10 protein-coding genes are annotated in these 18,152 nt (G+C 42.4%); 5 read left to right on the top strand and 5 right to left on the bottom strand.

The window, feature by feature from the left end:
• Nucleotides 1–12: 12 nt before the first annotated feature.
• Nucleotides 13–771 carry a hypothetical protein gene (locus QWZ13_RS01525; RefSeq protein ID WP_290280192.1) on the top strand — a complete coding sequence of 253 codons (759 nt, stop codon included), beginning with the start codon at nt 13–15 and terminating at the stop codon, nt 769–771.
• 9 nt (nt 772–780) lie between these two features.
• Here the strand turns inward: QWZ13_RS01525 and QWZ13_RS01520 are convergent, their stop codons facing one another.
• The 5 genes from QWZ13_RS01520 to QWZ13_RS01500 all read right to left on the bottom strand — a co-directional run bounded on the left by QWZ13_RS01520 (nt 781) and on the right by QWZ13_RS01500 (nt 7,395).
• Nucleotides 781–2,745, bottom strand: a complete 1,965-nt coding sequence (locus QWZ13_RS01520) for an ABC transporter substrate-binding protein (protein WP_290280191.1) — start codon at nt 2,743–2,745, stop codon at nt 781–783.
• 264 nt (nt 2,746–3,009) lie between these two features.
• Nucleotides 3,010–3,447 carry a group I truncated hemoglobin gene (locus QWZ13_RS01515; RefSeq protein ID WP_290280190.1) on the bottom strand — a complete coding sequence of 146 codons (438 nt, stop codon included), beginning with the start codon at nt 3,445–3,447 and terminating at the stop codon, nt 3,010–3,012.
• Nucleotides 3,448–3,454: 7 nt separating this feature from the next.
• The gene (locus QWZ13_RS01510; RefSeq protein WP_290280189.1) at nt 3,455–4,303 is read right to left on the bottom strand and encodes a DUF3034 family protein; all 849 of its coding nucleotides are present in this window, start codon (nt 4,301–4,303) and stop codon (nt 3,455–3,457) included.
• Nucleotides 4,290–6,632 carry an EAL domain-containing protein gene (locus QWZ13_RS01505; protein ID WP_290280188.1) on the bottom strand — a complete coding sequence of 781 codons (2,343 nt, stop codon included), beginning with the start codon at nt 6,630–6,632 and terminating at the stop codon, nt 4,290–4,292. The genes QWZ13_RS01510 and QWZ13_RS01505 overlap by 14 nt, the downstream gene beginning before the upstream one ends.
• Complete coding sequence (locus QWZ13_RS01500; protein WP_290280187.1) at nt 6,622–7,395, bottom strand: cupredoxin domain-containing protein; 774 nt, start codon at nt 7,393–7,395, stop codon at nt 6,622–6,624. The genes QWZ13_RS01505 and QWZ13_RS01500 overlap by 11 nt, the downstream gene beginning before the upstream one ends.
• A 211-nt stretch (nt 7,396–7,606) precedes the next feature.
• On the opposite strand from QWZ13_RS01500, the gene tkt reads away from it, so the two are divergent.
• The 4 genes from tkt (at nt 7,607) to dptH (ending at nt 17,918) form a co-directional block, all read left to right on the top strand.
• A complete protein-coding gene (gene tkt / locus QWZ13_RS01495; protein WP_290280185.1) occupies nt 7,607–9,598 on the top strand; it encodes a transketolase in 1,992 nt (663 codons plus the stop codon).
• 208 nt (nt 9,599–9,806) lie between these two features.
• A complete protein-coding gene (dptF, locus tag QWZ13_RS01490) occupies nt 9,807–11,459 on the top strand; it encodes a DNA phosphorothioation-dependent restriction protein DptF (RefSeq protein ID WP_290280184.1) in 1,653 nt (550 codons plus the stop codon).
• Between the two features lie 287 nt (nt 11,460–11,746).
• Nucleotides 11,747–12,847: a DNA phosphorothioation-dependent restriction protein DptG gene (gene dptG, locus QWZ13_RS01485; protein WP_290283240.1), complete on the top strand. Its 1,101-nt coding sequence runs from the start codon at nt 11,747–11,749 to the stop codon at nt 12,845–12,847.
• A complete protein-coding gene (gene dptH / locus QWZ13_RS01480; protein ID WP_353958962.1) occupies nt 12,828–17,918 on the top strand; it encodes a DNA phosphorothioation-dependent restriction protein DptH in 5,091 nt (1,696 codons plus the stop codon). The genes dptG and dptH overlap by 20 nt, the downstream gene beginning before the upstream one ends.
• Nucleotides 17,919–18,152: the final 234 nt, after the last annotated feature.

Raw genomic sequence — 18,152 nt, 5'->3', positions numbered from 1 at the left:
TGAGAAAGTTAGATGCAGAAGGTAAATATACAACGCTTCACTTCGTTATTGCCAACAGCCGATTCAAAGGCGATGAAAGTGAGTTGGTCAACCTTAATAGACGATGATAGCGATGTACTTGATCAGCTGTACCTAACCTTCGCCAAGACGTACCCTGGCTTGGATAAAAAGGGCCAGGCTAGCTTTAGCGTACAGTTGTTAACTTATCAACTGGCTTCCGTTCTCGTTGAAGCTACGCTGTCTGAAAACTTACAATTGAACATTAGCGTTGAAGATGTACAGCTTGGATTAAATGGTGAAAGTGGTTTCCAGGCACAAAGTCGCTTACCCACACTTCATTTTAATGAACCTTGTGTTTGTGCTCAAACGACGACTGTGAGGCCATTGGCTGAACATTTATATTGCACCGTTGGTCAGTTCGTAGAGCCGTTAATACATAAACAGCGCAACGCCATGCGGTTAAGTATTGGCGCGCAATGGCGACTCGTTGCAGACGCCATTGCCTCAGCCTGCTTAGCCGCAGGTCAGCTTCACAATAAATCGGAACAAGCGATACATCTGTTTAGAGCCATGCAGAAAATTAACGGGTCTAAGATAGCGAACCCACAAACCTGCATTATTAAATTATGCCAAAAAAATAACCGGTATTTCGTCAGTCGCGGAGGGTGCTGCCGATATTATACGGCACTTGGAGCAGACTACTGCGCCGGCTGCATTCATCGCTCAATAGATAATCAAATTGAGCGAATTAACGCACTTTTGGTGGGGTGATTTTAATTTCTAGTCGGCGGCTCTGACACAATTTCGGCCACTTTCTTTGGCGGTGTATAGTGCGGCATCTGCAATTCTGAATAGGTTATCTAAATCAATGACTTGATCTGAAGAGGCAACACCAAAGCTCGCCGAAACATCCAACATTGGAAATCCGTCTAATCGGTTGATTGCCAATCGTAACTTTTCAGCGACATGAACAGCATTTTCAATAGGCGTAAGAGGTAATATAACTAAAAACTCCTCACCGCCCCAACGGCCGACCAAATCGGTATTGCGAATAACTAAGGTAATGGCGTCGGCTACGGCCTTTAACACCCGATCCCCTTCAGGGTGCCCAAAGCTATCATTGATGTTTTTAAAATGGTCTAAATCTAAAACGATAATTGAAAATACTTCTTTGTAGCGAATATAACGAGCCCATTCCTGCTTTAAGGTACTGTCGAGCTTTTTACGATTTGCAATATCCGTCAACACATCTGTTTCAGATAATCGTTGCACGAGTTTTTTCTCAGTAACATCAGTTGCAGTGATCTGTATCGCATTAATATTGCCGTTCTCATCTCGAATAGGGTCAGCAAACATGTGCAACCAGTAAGAAGAGCCGTCTTTATTTATTTGCCGTATTTCACCGTGTTCTGAGGTGCCCGCAAAAACGCGATGAATAATTTCATTACGCCCTTCACGGTATCCTGGTGGGGTGAGTTGCTCTGGGTCTATGCTGAGTAATTCCTGACGGCTGTATCCTGCCAACTGACAAAAAGCGGTCGAAACTTCTTTAAAAAGACCGTTACTACCGATAGTCGCCGAAATTACGTGCTTATCGGACAATTCTATTTGGCGTGTTAAATCTTTATTTAATTCAAATAATTGTGATGTGCGCTTTTTAATCGTGCTCTGCATTGATCGCATTCCGATCACCAGCAACGCGATTAGGCTAATGAGTATTGCTGAAACAATACCCAATGCGCGTAAGTACTGTTTAGACGTGTCTGATTTTTGCTTGAGATATTCATCTAACGTTAAACCAGATATATCGCCACTTTTCGGTGCGAGACCAAGTTGTTTATATACATCTGCAATTCGGCTGAATCGCGCCGGGTACATACTGCCGAGTTGTACGAAGTCTTGAGCGACCATTTTTTTTATGATTTCAGCTTCGTATTCAAGCGCTGCCAAGCTTTTACCGGAAGGGTACTTAGTTTGCAGCCAAGTAAAAACTTCTTCTGGGTTGTCTAAAGCGTATCGCCAACCTCGTAAGCTGGCATCCTTAAAGGCGATGGCTCGATCGGGAGACTGCTTAATATAGTCTTCGGTGGTGTAGAGTAAATCGCCGTAAAAATCGATGCCGTAGTTAGCTGGGTCTATTATCTGAACGTCGTGGCCTTTTTCTTTAAACAAAAATGGTTCGTTGCTTAAGTAGGCAGACATTACATCAATGCTTGGCTCGTCTTGTAATAACGCAAGCTTGTTGAAAGAGTGGGGCACAAATTCGTAATCCGATTCTTGAATGCCCAGAGAAATTAGCAAAGCTTGTAGGGCCGCATCGTCAGCGTTGCGCTGAAACATAATTCGTTTGCCCTTCAGTTCAAAAGGACCTAGCACGCCTTTTTCTTTTAAACTGATTAAAACAGATGGAGAATGTTGGTAGACCGTCGTAAGTACAACGAGTGGGTCACCTTTAAGCCGCCTAGCGACAAGAGAAGAGTCGGCGGTGCCAAATTCAATTTCATTGTTGATAATTGGGTCGTATAGATCAGAAGAGCCATCGTGTACGATAAGTGTTACATCAAACCCGGCCTCTCGGTAAAAGCCTTTCTCAATGGCGGCATAGTAACCGGCAAATTGAAATTGGTGCTGCCACTTTAGCTTTAAGGAAACCGATTCTAAATCTTCTGAAAATACAGCCGAGCCCAAAAATAAGGTCGGTAGAATAAAACACCCTATGAGCTTCTTAGTGATTCTTTTTAACATTAAACCTTTCAATTCAAGCCCATAGCAGACACAAAGTAAGTTATAAGCATAGTGCGATAGCGTGGAAAATCAACGTTTCATAGTACGTGAGGTGCATAACTAGCGAAAAGAACCAAAAATCAACGCGCTAGTTATTGATAATAATTATCATTTGCGATAGTGTAGCTGCGTTCTTGCAATACACAGTTTACGGTGTGTCTCTTCCATAGAGGCCTTTGGTGCGGCCAGTTCTCTGCGCTGCACCTTTTTTTAATGCCGCTAAAGTTAATTGCTGGGAATCACCTCAGGGTAATATGGCACTAAACGAGCTAATAAGTCATTTTGTGCGCCCACTTCAACATTATTTTCATCCATTGCCGCTACTAAGCTAGTGACTAATGCGTCGAAGTGGCTTTTGTCAATCGCCATGGATTCATGCACTTGCTTCATAGAGTCACCTGTATATTCACAAGGACCATCACTCACTTCACAAAGCATTTCGATTAACTTGGTTCGAAATCTATCTAAGTCGGTCTCTATGAAAAACTCAATCAGCTTTTCGTTGCTGGCAATGTCATAAAGCATGCTGTCTACAATATCGCTTATCCCTTGGTTTTTACCCAAACGATCATAGAGAGTCGGCGCATTTGATTGTGTCGAACCCGCGCAACCTAAAGAGATAGAGACCACTAAAGCAAGAATGAGCTTAATAAAAATATTCATAAAGGACCTAATGGGTTATTTGAATAGAAAGGTACATGCCACGCTGCTCTTCCCAAAGGGCAACGGTGCCTAAATCCACATAGGCGGCTACTACAGCAACGCGTTTATTTGGAAACCAAGCTGAATAGAGATCCCACCAGTGGCTCTCATCTACCGATGCCAACTTGTTTGGTTGCTGCCGAAATTCTCCGCCAATAGCCCACTGATGATTCAGAAATAATCCCGCGCTGACTTCACCCACCCAGCGGTATTGGCTTTCTGACCCTTGCCCAAAGCCTAATAAGCCCGTTTGATTTGCATCGGTATAGCGGAGCGTTGCATTTAAAAGTAAATTACGTTCGGCAAGCGCATGTAACCACAGCTTGCTTGCTGTTATATAGTAGTCGGTGCTTCGATCAGATTGAGCGCCTAACACATCAATTGCGATGCTGGGGTTTTCGTTAATTTTATACTGAAAACCCGCACTGACTTGAGGCCAGTCTTGATAAATAAGATCGCCAGCAAGACGCGCTTTGGCTCCGAAAATATTTTGAACAATAGCTGTATTTAAAGGTAAAACTTGCAGGGCTTGTTGGGCGTAGCTTAACTCTAAGCGATTGTTGTAAGAGCCTAATAGGCTGTGCGTTGAAAGCTTGAAGTCTTCTACGTTTACTTGGCTGCTACTGGCCGCAACACTCCATTCGCCAGTACTGCCATAGCCTCCTATCACAGCCCAGGGCACTATTCCGCCGCCTGCGCTACCCTCTATTGAAGACAGTGCAGAGGTTGCCAGTATTTTACTGGTGTCATTAGAGAAAGCTTGAGCACTAAAAAGAATAATGGCGGCTAGGCGAAAGCAATTTTTAATGAGTTTCATAATTGAGTCCAGATTTATTGAATTGTACAAGCCAGGTTAAAAGTTCAGCTGAACTAATAGGCTTGCTTAGAAAATACCCTTGTATTGCGTCACAATTCATTGCTTTTAATAGGTTGATCGATTCTATGTTTTCAGTGCCTTCAGCAATGGTGCTAATGCCAAGGCTATGAGCCATTTCTATGGTAGATCGTACAATTTTTTGATCATCAGCATCCTCATTCAAATTCAATACAAAAGATTTGTCGATTTTTAGCTCGTGTACGGGGAGCTCTTTTAATTGCGCTAATGATGAGAACCCTGTGCCAAAGTCATCCATTGCGAGCTGTATTCCGGCATCATAGAGCCTGCGCAAATTTTGAATTGCGTGCTCCATGTCTTCCACAATGGCACTCTCGGTGACCTCTAGCATCAGCAAATGGCTGGGAATATGACGCTCTTTTATGGTGTCTAAGACGTGGTCTATAAATTCATTTTTGAGAATATCTCTTGCCGATAAATTAATGCTGACGCCTAAATCAAACCCTTGATCTTGCCATTGCTGTAGTTGATTAAGAGATTCACTAAAGACCCATTCTGTAATTAAGGTTATATCGCCGGAACTTTCTGCTAATGGTATGAATTCGTCTGGATAAACAGGGCCCAACTCAGCATCGTGCCAACGAATGAGTGCTTCGGCGGAATGAACTCGACCTTCTTTTAAATTAAATTGCGGCTGAAACAATAAGGTGAAAGATTGGGTCGTTATCGCTTGTTGAAGCCTTTGTGTGACTTCCAGTTTGCGTAAGTACCGCTTTTCTAAACGGGAATCAAAAACGGAGTGACAACTGTTGGTCAGCCTTGCCTCATTCATCGCGATATGCGCGCGTCTTAATGTGTCTTCATAGTTATCAGCGTGTTCAGGGCAAATAACCGCGCCAATGCGGGTGTCTAGGGTCAGTTCTATTTGATTACAATAGATGGGCTTAGCAAAGATATTTTTAATGGCGTTAACAGTGCCACCAATTGGTTGATTCGGTGCCAACTGCACAAGCACTAAAAACTCGTCATGCCCAACATGGCCAAGAGAAAGCCAAGCCTCAGAGTTATTTTTTAAAATGTCGGCGGCCTGTTTTAACACCGAATCCATTATAGACATGCCATAAATATCACTGAGCGACTCGAAATTTATAAGCTTAACTAAAAGCACAGCAATTGAAGAGTTACCGCTAGAATCGGAAAGCCGTTGGTTCAAAATAGAAGCCATTTTATGGCGATTTGGCAAGTGGGTTAGAAGATCGTGCTCAGCTTGGTGGCTTATATGTTGCTCTCGCTCCTGAATATCGTGCTGCATCTGATTCAGTGTCTCGCCTAATTCGTTAAACTCTGTATTGCCCGGTACATTGATATTGTGTTGGTATTCACCACGGGCAATTCTACGTGCGGCTTTTACTAAAGCGTGTATGGGTTTGTTAAACGAATTTGCAATGAAAATAGACACTACAAGCGCCAGTATCAATATAAAAATGGTAATCACTAACATTTGGGTTTGTAGGTCTCTATTGGCGGCGATGGCTTGCTGTAAACTTACCGACAGAACAAGATTTATTCGTTGTTCGCCACCGTTGAGCAGGCTAGTTTCTAAATTTAGCCAGTCTTTGTTTTCTAGCGCTGCTATATAAGCTGTAGTGAAGGAATCAAAACTTTGGCTTGTCGCCGTGCTTTGCATAATGTTTGTGTTTAATGTCGAAAGTACCTTTACGCTGCTTTGGGTTTCGCTGTGAAACAACAAGCTAACATCGGCTTTGGTAATAGATCGAAAGCTATCAATGAGGCTATCGTCGATACTAAACCCCACCCCAACCCAGGCAATAAGATCGGGCCCATAAACCGGAACCATAACCAGCTGAAAAGGTTCTTCCTCAGCAATGATGAGTTCGTTAAAAGGCGACGACATTTGTTGTGTTTGCTGCTGGATTTTTGTTACCGAGCCCGATAAATCGTGGGTACCAATGAGTATTTCCCCACTCGTATCCATCAACAATATTAGATCTGCGGCAATACGTTCACCGTGATTCACCAACGCACTCACAATAGTTTGTTCTTCATTGGTGGCGATGGCTTGGCGAAAACCAAAGTCTTCGGCGAGCAGTGATGTTCTATCGGTCAGTTGTCGTCGGTTCTCTTCCAATAAAGTTTCAAAAACTCGCTCGGCAACTAAGAGTTCGCGCTCGGCGTTTACCGCCGCATTGGTATCCAACGCGCGTAAAACAGCCCAAGTTAATGTAGAAAGTGTAATGCCGACCAATAAAATAAAGAGAATAATCAGGCGGCTTCTAAAACTAATCGCCATCGTTTTTATAGCTCTTTAAACGGGACTTCAGGCTGTTGATAGCGTCTGAACTTTCTTCTTGAACTTCGGGCAATGCGATAGGTAACGTAATAACCGTATTATTGCTGGAATCAATGTTCAGGTTGGCCAGATTAAACCGCTGTGGTCGCATGAGCAGTGGATGCCATACTTGGATTTCGTTTGTGCTGGCTTCTTTGTACTCGGGTATTGCCGTCATGCCATTGGCATCGCTTTTAACCGCAATTGGGAAATCGGTAATGTAGATGTAACCATTCATTCTATCGTGAATGTTACAACCCACGGCCACTGCGCCTGTTTTATCGAATTGAACAGGCGGCGCCTGATTGCCGGAAAATAGCTTTAGTTCAAATTGTTTCGTTTCAGAAAACGAATAGACATGGTGGCGAGAGTCATCGCTGTTTGGGAATCGGACATAGGCGTTTCTTGGAATAATTAGCACTTCTGGCACAAATTCAAAATTGACTTGGTCCATTAAATATTCCGATTGCGTGCGAACTTCTACAGTAGGCGTGGCACTCATTTCAATGACAGCATTCGGGATGGGCTTGCCAGATAAGTCTATCAGTTGAACGCCATTCAGCGAGGCCGCGGAAGTAATGCTTGTCACTAGCAGTAGGTGAAACAATAGTGTGATTTTGATGTAGTTTCGCATAGTTACCTTTACAACATGGTGCTGAGAAAATAAGAAGAATCGCAAGCAACGATATACATGGTGCTCTAAAGCTTGGATCAAATTTAACAATGGTCAAAACCCGTTTGGTACGAAAGATCACCCTGTAAAAATGAGTATAGTTGAAGAACTTGAATTTACATTAATTCACCCTGGTTTCATTCAATTGACTGAAATGATTAGAAAATAGCCGAATTGGCTTTGCGAATAGGGCGCTATTCAGGGATAATCCGCGCTTTCAAAATGTGCCAAGCGTTACATCCAACTCAAAGGAACCTTATAGATGCCTTCTCGTAGTGATTTAGCCAATGCCATTCGTGCTTTAAGCATGGATGCCGTTCAAAAAGCCAAGTCTGGACACCCAGGTGCGCCCATGGGTATGGCCGATATCGCCCAAGTATTATGGAGCGATTTTCTAAGCCACAACCCTACCAACCCAGATTGGTCTAACCGTGATCGTTTTGTGTTATCAAACGGCCACGGCTCTATGCTTATTTATTCACTGCTGCATTTATCGGGTTACGATGTCACCATTGACGACATTAAAAACTTCCGTCAAATGGATTCCAGAACACCAGGCCACCCAGAATACGGTTACACGCCAGGCGTTGAAACCACTACTGGCCCTCTAGGCCAAGGTATTGCCAATGCGGTGGGTATGGCGTTAGCTGAAAAGGTTTTGGCGGCGCAGTTTAACCGCGACGGTCACGAGATCGTAGATCACCACACATACGCCTTTATGGGCGATGGCTGCATGATGGAAGGCATCTCTCATGAAGTGTGTTCACTCGCCGGTACACTAGGCTTAGGTAAGCTGGTTGCATTCTACGATGACAACGGTATTTCTATCGATGGTGAAGTTGAAGGTTGGTTCACCGACGACACCGTTCAGCGTTTTGAGTCTTACGGTTGGCAGGTTATTCCACGTGTAAATGGCCACGACCCTGAAGAAATTAAGCAGGCGATTGAAACCGCTCGTGAAAACACCGAACAGCCTACATTAATATGCTGCAAAACCATCATCGGCTTTGGTTCGCCAAACAAAGAAGGCAAAGAAGACTGCCACGGCGCACCGTTAGGTGATGAAGAAATTAAACTGACCCGTGAAAAATTGGGTTGGACAGCGCCAGCGTTTGAAATCCCCGCTGATATTCAAGACGCTTGGAACGCTCAAGAAAAAGGTAAGGCCGCTCAAGCCGCTTGGGAAGAAAAATTCGCCGCTTACAGCGCTGAATTCCCTGAGCTTGCCGCAGAATATACCCGTCGTATGGCCGGTGACTTACCCGATAACTTCGATGATATTGCAGAGCAATTCATCAAAGAAGTCGATGCCAAAGGCGACACCATTGCCAGCCGTAAAGCATCTCAAAACTCTATAGAAGCATTGGCACCTTCGCTACCGGAATTGTTTGGTGGTTCAGCCGATTTAGCCGGTTCTAACTTAACACTTTGGAGCGGTGCGCAAGGCGTCAGCAGCGCCGACCCATCGGGCAACTACTGCTTCTACGGTGTACGTGAATTTGGTATGAGCGCCATCATGAACGGCGTTATGTTGCACGGTGGCTTAAAACCTTACGGCGCAACCTTCTTCATATTCATGGAATACGCACGTAACGCGGTACGCATGGCGGCATTAATGAAGTTGCCATTGATCCACGTTTACACGCACGATTCTATCGGTCTAGGTGAAGACGGCCCAACGCATCAGCCGGTTGAACAACTAGCCGCCATGCGCGCTACGCCAAACCTAAACACTTGGCGCCCGGCCGATGCGGTAGAAAGTGCCGTGTCTTGGGTTTATGCGTTAAAGAGCAAAGAAACGCCAAACGCTTTGGTATTCTCTCGCCAAAACCTAGCGCACAACGAACGTACGCCTGAGCAAATTGCAAACATTGCCAAAGGTGGTTACGTACTGAAAGCGGCTAATGGCACACCAGACGCGGTATTGATTGCGACCGGTTCTGAAGTAAGCCTAGCGGTAGAAGCCGCTGCAAAATTAGAAGCGGCCGGTAAAAACGTACAAGTTGTATCAATGCCTTGTACCGATGTATTCGAAGCACAAAGCGATGAATATAAAGCCAGCGTATTACCAGCAGGACCAAAACGCTTCGCGATAGAAGCCGGTGCCAAAGACTTCTGGTACAAGTACGTAGGCCTAGAAGGCGGCATCATCGGCATGGACACCTTCGGTGAATCTGCCCCAGCCGGTGAATTGTTCAAGCACTTCGGCATTACTGCTGATGCACTAGTAGAGTTAGTAAACTCTAAGATTTAATTCATTCGCACGTCGTAAGCAATGAATAGAAACAGCGCCTCGGCGCTGTTTTTTTATGTCTTAAGTTTGTTGCTCGAGATAGTTATATTCAATTGAACCATCAAAGTTTTGATTAATATAATCAATTTGACTATTGAGAGACGAATGGATAGATTGGACCATGTTTTGTGAGCACCATCACATGTAGAACCCAAAAAAAAGACAAAGGATGCGTCCACCCGTGAATCTTGAACAAGCTTTAAGCATCTTATCGAAAGCATCACCATTGGCAGTTACGACATCAGGTGAAATTGAAAACCCTGAGTTAAAAAAGCTGAAAGACTACTTATACGTTAAGACAGACATTGAAGCTGATTTTAAAGCAACCTTAGACGAATTAGACTCAGGACAAATTGTTTTCTTATGCGGAAGCAGCGGTGATGGTAAGTCTGAAATTTTGACCCGTTATGAGGGCAATTACAAAAATAGAGTCGATTTCCATTTAGATGCCACACATAGCTTTGAGCCTAATCAAACAGCCATTGAAGCTTTAAACGATCGATTTAGACAGCAGGTTACAACGAGAAGACCTTTGGTCGTCGGTATTAATATCGGAATGATGGCCAACTATGAGCGTGAAGGCGATGATGAGTTTCATGAAATAAAATCAGCAATTCGAAAATTTCTTAAAAGCCCTAACAAAAATAACCCTCCATTCGGAAATGGAAGATTCTACTTTTTAAATTTTGAGGCTTATTCGAAATTTGAGTTTGAAGAGGCAAGAGTTTCAGCGCCACATATGCAGGCGTTGATTGGCCGAGTGGTTGCCGATGACCAAAACAATGCATTCCGAAGTTTTTTCAATAAAGCGCTTGGTGAAGTAGATAAAAAAAATGCGGACAATGTAACAAAAAAACTTGTTTCGAATTATCTAATTCTTAGGGAGAAAGGTGTTCAGAAAACAATAATTGAACTTCTGCTTAACGCAAGAATTAGAGAAGATCAATTTATTACGACTCGAATGTTGCTGGATTTCATCCACCAATTAATTGCTGGTGGTGGTCATATATGGAATAACCTCTTTTCTGAGTCGGAAAATGAATTGACTTGCGCAATCTCAACGTTTGACCCCTCAGTAAAGCGAACTAAGAAAGTCGATACCTTCATCCTAAATCTATCACTGAAGCTGCCTAATCCAGAATATGAAGAGTTTAGAGATGAAGTACACAAAAAATACCAAATAGATAATCGAGGGAAGGTAAACCCAAGTTCCATCATTCGCCAGGTTTTTCTTTTTAAGAACGCCAATATATCGAGCACATTTACCAAGAATCTCTGCGTAGACTTCCAAGATGAGTCTGAGTTTGTATATAGGCAGGCATGGAACCTTCATAACTCCGATGCGCTAGAGCCTGAAGAAAGAAAGAAACTAAAGATTTTTTACGAGAACGTTATTTTCCGTTCGATTAACTTATATGCGAATCGAAATGCCCCTGATTTACCGAGTGGTGAAGTGTACTTATCAACTAATGGTTCATACAAGATCGCTGCAGAGACAAAGTTTAAACCTAACTTCAATGAAATTACAGAATATCAGCCTTCCGACATCCATTCGTTTAATCTCTTATTTACGGTAAACAAGAAACCAGTTGAAGAAATTCCAATGAATGTCAATCTTTTGAGCGTGATGATGCAGATCAATAATGGACTTAAACCTAACAAGTTTGACAAAAACAGCGTGGTGGTTATTGATGAATTAGTTTCAAAGATTTCTACACAGTTGAGTAGTGCAGATGAACTTCACATTTACGGCACGGATAATCAGCGCATTAAAGTCAGTTACAGTGAAGAAGACCAAGAAATAGAAGTAGGCGGGCTGTGAGTATGAGTGTGCTTAAGAAAGATTTGGCAGTAAGAGATAATTCAATACGTGGATACTTCCCAGCCAGAACCAAAGTCGCGAAAGACAGCGATTTCGACTGGACATTTTCTGCCGCCGGTATAATTAGAAACTTATATAGAAAGGAAGTAAAGCCGCAGGTCTACAAAACCTTTTCAAGTGAGAATGGAGCTAAGAGCGAGTTTGTTACTGGCCTTGTAAAGGATGAATGTAAAACTTTGTTCGAGGAAAGGGCTGATGACCCCGGGCTTTGGCATGTCATCAACAATATGTATTTTTGTGAAGGCAGGATTTTTAAAATTGCTCCTGTTACAAAAGTATCCTTGCTAGAAAATGAAAGCAAGAGTTCACCAAAAAGAAAGCTTCTTGATATGTTTACTTCGATGATGAATGGTTACCACTTGAGACCAGAGGAAGTAGATTTTCAGCCCGGCAATTTTCTGGAACGTATAGTCCAGGAAAGTGCTCAGTCGGAGAGTATCTTTACTGAGGTTAAAGAAGCCAAATCTCTAATGTCAACAGGCATCAGTGAGTACCCCTATTTACCTTGGTTGTCCAAGCTGTTTGTGAAAGACCTTGAGTTTCTATCGCGTTATCAAGTTTACTTTAATGCATTTTTAGAGGACTTTCTGCGCTTATATGGCTACATATACACCGCGCAATTAACGCTTAACATATCCAATATTGAATCGGAACCAAGCGCAAAACCCCAGTACTTCATAATGGAAAATGAGAAGGCTAGTAAGGAGCGAGTCGAAATAGTAGAGCATGGCTATAAGCGGATCGTAGAGAACATGCATTTACTGTTTCCCTATCTTTCAATTTCTGAGAGTTTACAAGATCCAAAGAGCACTAACGATGGCCGCCTGCGTCCCCTTTGGTGGTTGGCTCAAAGATTGGTTGAAAGTGATACACCCGCACTCAAAACCTATGCAATCGACTTCATTAACGATCGTTCTGAGGGGGAAGTACCAGTTTTAGATGACAGTGAGCTTTCGCCGAACTACTGGCTGAAGGAGTTACTGAAAGCATCTGTGTCTCAGTTTTCAAAGGGCAAGACGCGAGCTGCTGCGCAAGAAAAATTCATTCGTACGGTAAGGTCAGAGTTGTGTTCACATTTTGTCCGTCAGCGAGGAGACAGAGGTAATGTTCTCGTAATGAACCAGGACTACGTTACTCTTATTACCAATATGGTCATCGGTGAAGAAGATACATTGAGGTTTAGTGAGTTAATCGCAGGCTTTAAAGAACGAGGGATTTTCTTTGATAAGCAAAGCCAGAAAGCGTTAGTTGAATTCTATGAGCGCATGGGAAATGTTGAACGTATGAGTGATAGTGGAGACGCCGTTTATGTCCGCAAAACAATTTGAAAAGTTTATTGTTGACCACTTTGTGGACCGTATGCAAGGTGAGATTGTTCCAGGCTATAAATACCAGTTTAAATCCCCAAATCACCAAAATAGCGTGAAGTTATATAAAGCTTTTTTGAACCACTCGTCAGCGTCGAAGTTGACGCTAGGTAAGGTAGAGGACATTCATTATATTGTGGTGTCTGGCATTAAACTCGTAGTCGTTTTGCATAAGAATGGTGAAGAAATAGGTTTTACTGAGAATTATATTTCCTTCCTCCGGGATGAGATCTCATCTCAAAAGGGTGAGTGGGCAAATACTGCACTAATCATTATTCACAATAGCTTACTAGATACACTTATAAACAGCTCAAAGGATCTTTCTGCCGAAGGTGGCCCCTTTCATCCTTTAAAAGTAAAGGAGTCTCTCGAAACGTTTATCAGTGAAAATGATTCACAGGATGGACAGAGAGTTTCAAAGTTACTTTTGGAGCACCAGTTTGATCTCATTACAGAAGACGGCGGCAGCATGTTTGGTTTCGACTCACTGCACCGCGCTATATCGGATGGTAACTTAAGGTTTTCAGAACTTGGGATGCTGAATGACCCTGCCATTATACACATGTCCAATGATGACCAGATACGCAAGCGACTTGAACGGAATAAGCAGCTATACGACAAGATCGAGAAGACTATTGAGTACTACCCTGATCAACTAAAGGAGAATCTAACTGAATTCAGTGATTCGTTTATAGAGAAGCACATGCCAAGTGAAGACCGTGGCAAGTGGAAGCAGCAATGTACCTTTGATGCGATAGACAATGAAATAAAAAGTAATCGAGAGCAACTTCTTGAAGTTACAAATGTCGGTTCTGCTAGTGGCAATTTCTACGAGAGGTTTAAAGGAAGTACTTCTGCAGGTAAAAAAGAACGATTCATCATCATCGAAGTTGAACCTGAACGTTCAGATTTTGACATAAGTATTGGCTTGAAAGGTGCCAAGGTCGAAAGGAAAGAAGTCTATTATTCATCGAAAAGCGATCGTATTAAAAAGTTAATACCTAATGTCAGCGGCGGAAGTCAGAATACCGAAATAGTACTTGTCGGCTCCATTTCTGATGAGCCACTTTTTTTTCGAATAGAGTTGAAGCGCCAAAAGTCCAGTGAAAAATTTAAATTTCGGTGTCTGGTTGTGAAAGCAGGTTGGTTCAACATTAGCCAGATTCAAAATCATTTTGTCGTAAATGACTCAAAGCAAAACGTGACTCTCCAGACACAAGAAGCGGAGTTGTGTATATCGCACGATGTCAATACCAAAAACCGTAGGGAAATAGACAAAGTTAACCAAGTCTATGATGTGAATACTGAAGGTTGGCTCGATTTTGAATCCATCGCTAATGATGTAGAACAGATCACTTTTTCTATACAGAATGGTAATGCAAAACTGAAGTTGGAAGTTGAAGGGGCGTCAGCTTCAGATAATCTGGTTTTACCCTTATTGTTTGACCAGTCACGAAAGGAAAAACTCCTTAACGAGGGCTTTAATGGCACCCTTAATGAGCTTAAGCGACGGGTCTATGTTGAAAACTCCGAGCTAAAAGCAGAAAAGAGTCAGATAGATAAGCTGGTCATCGAGGCGGAGTTAATTGAAGGCGAAGTTCTATATCGCAACCCTATTGAGACGTTCTCTGTAGATGATATTCTGGCAGACAACCCCGAGGTCGGCTCTGCATACCGAGCTCTATTTGCATATTTAGCTGTAAATAATACCTTGCCGTCGCTTTGTGGCTGGGGGCAGGACTATATCGATATTGTCTCTGATGTTGTTTCAGCATTCGACCAAGCACTCGCTGAATCCCCAATCAACCAGTATCTGGATGCGGCCAGCATTAACCTAATGAAAATTGGGTTTTATGAAGATGAGACCATTTGGCTAACCCCATTCCACCCAATAGTGCTTGCTTATACGCTCCAATTGGTCGAGAGAGCCAAGCAGGATAGTTCATTAAGTTTCTTCGACCTACCTAAAGTCACGCTAAATCGGCTAAATGCTCAAGGACTGCTCCCATACCTGTATGATGAACAGCATGAGTTTGCCTATGTGCAGGCTGAGCAGGAGAATAGTGGTTGGCTTAGATGCGTTCCTAATGAAGCCAGTGAGTATAGTTATATTCCGAAGTTAGTTCGTGAGAAAGTACGAGAGTTCTCTGAAGCGTTCAATCCCTTATTTGAGGAATCAAACCCCAATACTCGCCCAACATTGATTATCAATTCAGTCAACAACCATGATAATCATGGCGTGTTTTTAGGTCTTGTAGATCACTTCAGCAAATCTAGAGACAAATCATTTAATGTACACGTCAATCTTTATGACGACGAGTTTGAGCAGACTGAGTTTGATCTATTTTCCAATATGGGCAATTATGAAAAAATTAAAGCTAGATATGGACTTAACAAAGCTGAGGTAAAAGACCATTCTGATGTGATTGTGGATATCCTTAGGACTCGTCTAACCTACAGTAAATTTAGAAACGCAGACGTAGATTCGCAGGCGTATTCACACCTTTGCTTTTATAGGAATAATGAAAAGGTTGAAGTTGTTGATGTTGATCCTGAAGAGGAGTTAAGCGGCATCAGCGCCGGGGGCCTTATTAATGGTGAAGCTTCCGCAGTAGAACAGATGAATTACATTACAGGCTTTGGTACCCGTAATGTTGAGGTCGAACAGTCACCTGCACTTGCATTAGCGCTTAAGTACTCACGACTAGTGAAACCAGCTAAAAAGGAGACTATTCAACACCGTAACAGCAGTGCCATTGCATTAGCGGTAAATTCAGGTTTTAAAGCAAAGCTTGAGCGATGTTACGACAGCTCGATTTGGACAACCATAATTGACCCTAAAGTCACCTTGGACTTCTTCGATAGCGACAGTGATACGTTGTTAATCCATTATTCTGACCAATATACTAGCTCATCCGGTTACGATGCCATTACGGTAACTCGCCAAACTAAGATGTTTACTAAAGTGATTGAGCGCGATGGTGGTGGGTTAGTGTCGGAATTTAACGCTTTTAATGGTGAATGGTTACTTAAGCTTTTAACGGATAACGACAAACTTAAGAAAGAGCACAAAGGTATCTTAAGTGCCTATAAGCTGGTCAGCATCCTTCTGTCAAAGTCCGATATTACTTGGGTACCCATTTCCATCGCAGAGATGGTTCGTGTTTCTGGGAACATCGGCTTGAAAATGACAGAGTCTGAATTTGCGCGCCATATTCACGGGTATAGGAGTGGCGCTATTTCCGATGATGTCTTGTTCATTGGTTTCAAAGATCAAAAACTGTATCTCCTACCCCTTGAAGTGAAAACAGGCAAAAGCTACGACTCTAAGAAAGCAATTACGCAAGCCAAAGAACTAAAACGGTATTTAAGTGAGGTCTTAGGTGCTGAGACTTTAGCAGGTAACCTATACCGCAGTTTATTTGTTCGCCAAGCACTTTTACAGGTAGATAAATATGAGCTCTATAATGTGTTTGACGATGATTACTTTAATAGTCTCTCAACCACTAAAGAATGGTGGCTTCAAGGAAACTATGAAATCGCAGAGTTAAGCGAATATGCTGATGGCTTTGTGGTTGCTAATCTTGAGCCGGAGAAATGCTTTTCAACGAGCGTTACTGTCGAAGATAAGATTCTAAAACTCGAAGTTCCTTCAAGCTTTATTGAAACGACAATATCCCGGCCGTTAAAAGTGCTTTGGCAGGATTACTCTGGAACGCCAGCGGCGGCAATTTCAGACAATTACTTCCTCGAAAACGGCTCTGAGTTTCAAGATAAAAAACCAAAACTAGATCAGCAGGATGCAGAAAACCTTCAGCAGGATAACAAAGATGATATTGAAGAAGGCGCCCAGGTAGGGATTGATAAAGAGATAGAACACACAGCAAGTATTGAAGCCGGGCCTCTTAAGGTGCTGGTTGGTCATGATGTAAATCACAAAGAACCGGTCTATTGGGAACCTACCAATACTGCCAAGTTTATGAATACAAACTCAGGCACTATTGGGACCATGGGTACAGGAAAAACACAGTCAACCAAATCCGTCGTGACGCAACTTTATCAAAATAAAAGCAAGAACGTTGATGGAAAACCCATAGGGATTCTAATTTTTGATTACAAATCTGACTATGTAGATGAAAAGTTCTTGTCTGCAACTAATGGGAAGCACTATCAGCTGCACAAGCTGCCCTATAATCCTCTCAGTTTGTTTGGCGATACTCCAATGCTGCCAGTGCATACCGCAAGAGGCTTCGCGGAAACCATGGGAAAAGCGTTTGGCTTAGGACAAAAACAACAATTACGGTTACGTCAGCTGATCAGTGAGGCTTATTCACGAGCAGGAATTAGTAAGGCTGATAAGTCCACTTGGAGTAAGCCTGCGCCCACTGTCGCAGATTTATGGGCACTATTTTTAGATCAAGAAAAAATTGAGGAAGATTCCCTTTACGCTGCATTGGAAAGTCTAGCGGAGTTAGAGGTTTTTGAAGACCAAAATGCTAAATGTACAAGTTTATATGAATTGGTTAATGGTATTACCGTTATAGAATTAGCTGGCTATTCCCCAGAAATTCAAAACCTTGTAGTAGCATTAACTTTAGATTTATTCTATTCCCAAATGCAGAAGCAAGGTAAACCTCAGGTTCAAGGTGACTTTAGGCAAGTTACGAAATTAATACTTGTTGATGAAGCCGATAACTTTATGTCACAAGACTTTCCTAGTTTGCGAAAAGTGTTAAAAGAAGGCCGGGAATATGGTGTAGGGGTGATACTATCCACGCAAGACATTACCCACTTTAAAACAAAAGAAAATGACTATTCAGCTTATATTTTGAGTTGGGTTGTTCACCGGGTTTCTCAAATTAAGAATCAGGATATTAAATCGCTTTTTAATATAGATGATAAAATTGAGCAAGAGCGATTGATGAATGAGATTCGTGGGTTAAAAAAACACTATAGCTTGTATGTTAATGGTGAAAAAAAGCTAATTAAAATTAAGGACAAGGCTTTTTGGGAGCTGGTAAGTGAAAAGTAGCTTAGTAAAAACCAAGATAACTGGTTATTTATTATCAATCATCGTAGCTTCCGTTTTTGCTGCGATTTCCTGGATAATAGTTATTGCTTTCTACGTTAATAATGTGGGTTCAGAAGTCACTAGTGATCACCAGAGGTGGGGTACTTTTGGTGATTTTGTAGGTGGTACACTCAATCCAATTTTTGCATTTGGCTCATTCCTTGCGCTTCTTTACACAATTCATATTCAAAGAAT

It is taken from the genome of Reinekea marina, from assembly GCF_030409715.1.
GTDB classification, from domain to species: domain Bacteria; phylum Pseudomonadota; class Gammaproteobacteria; order Pseudomonadales; family Natronospirillaceae; genus Reinekea; species Reinekea marina.
This window is presented reverse-complemented; position numbering and strand designations above follow the sequence as displayed.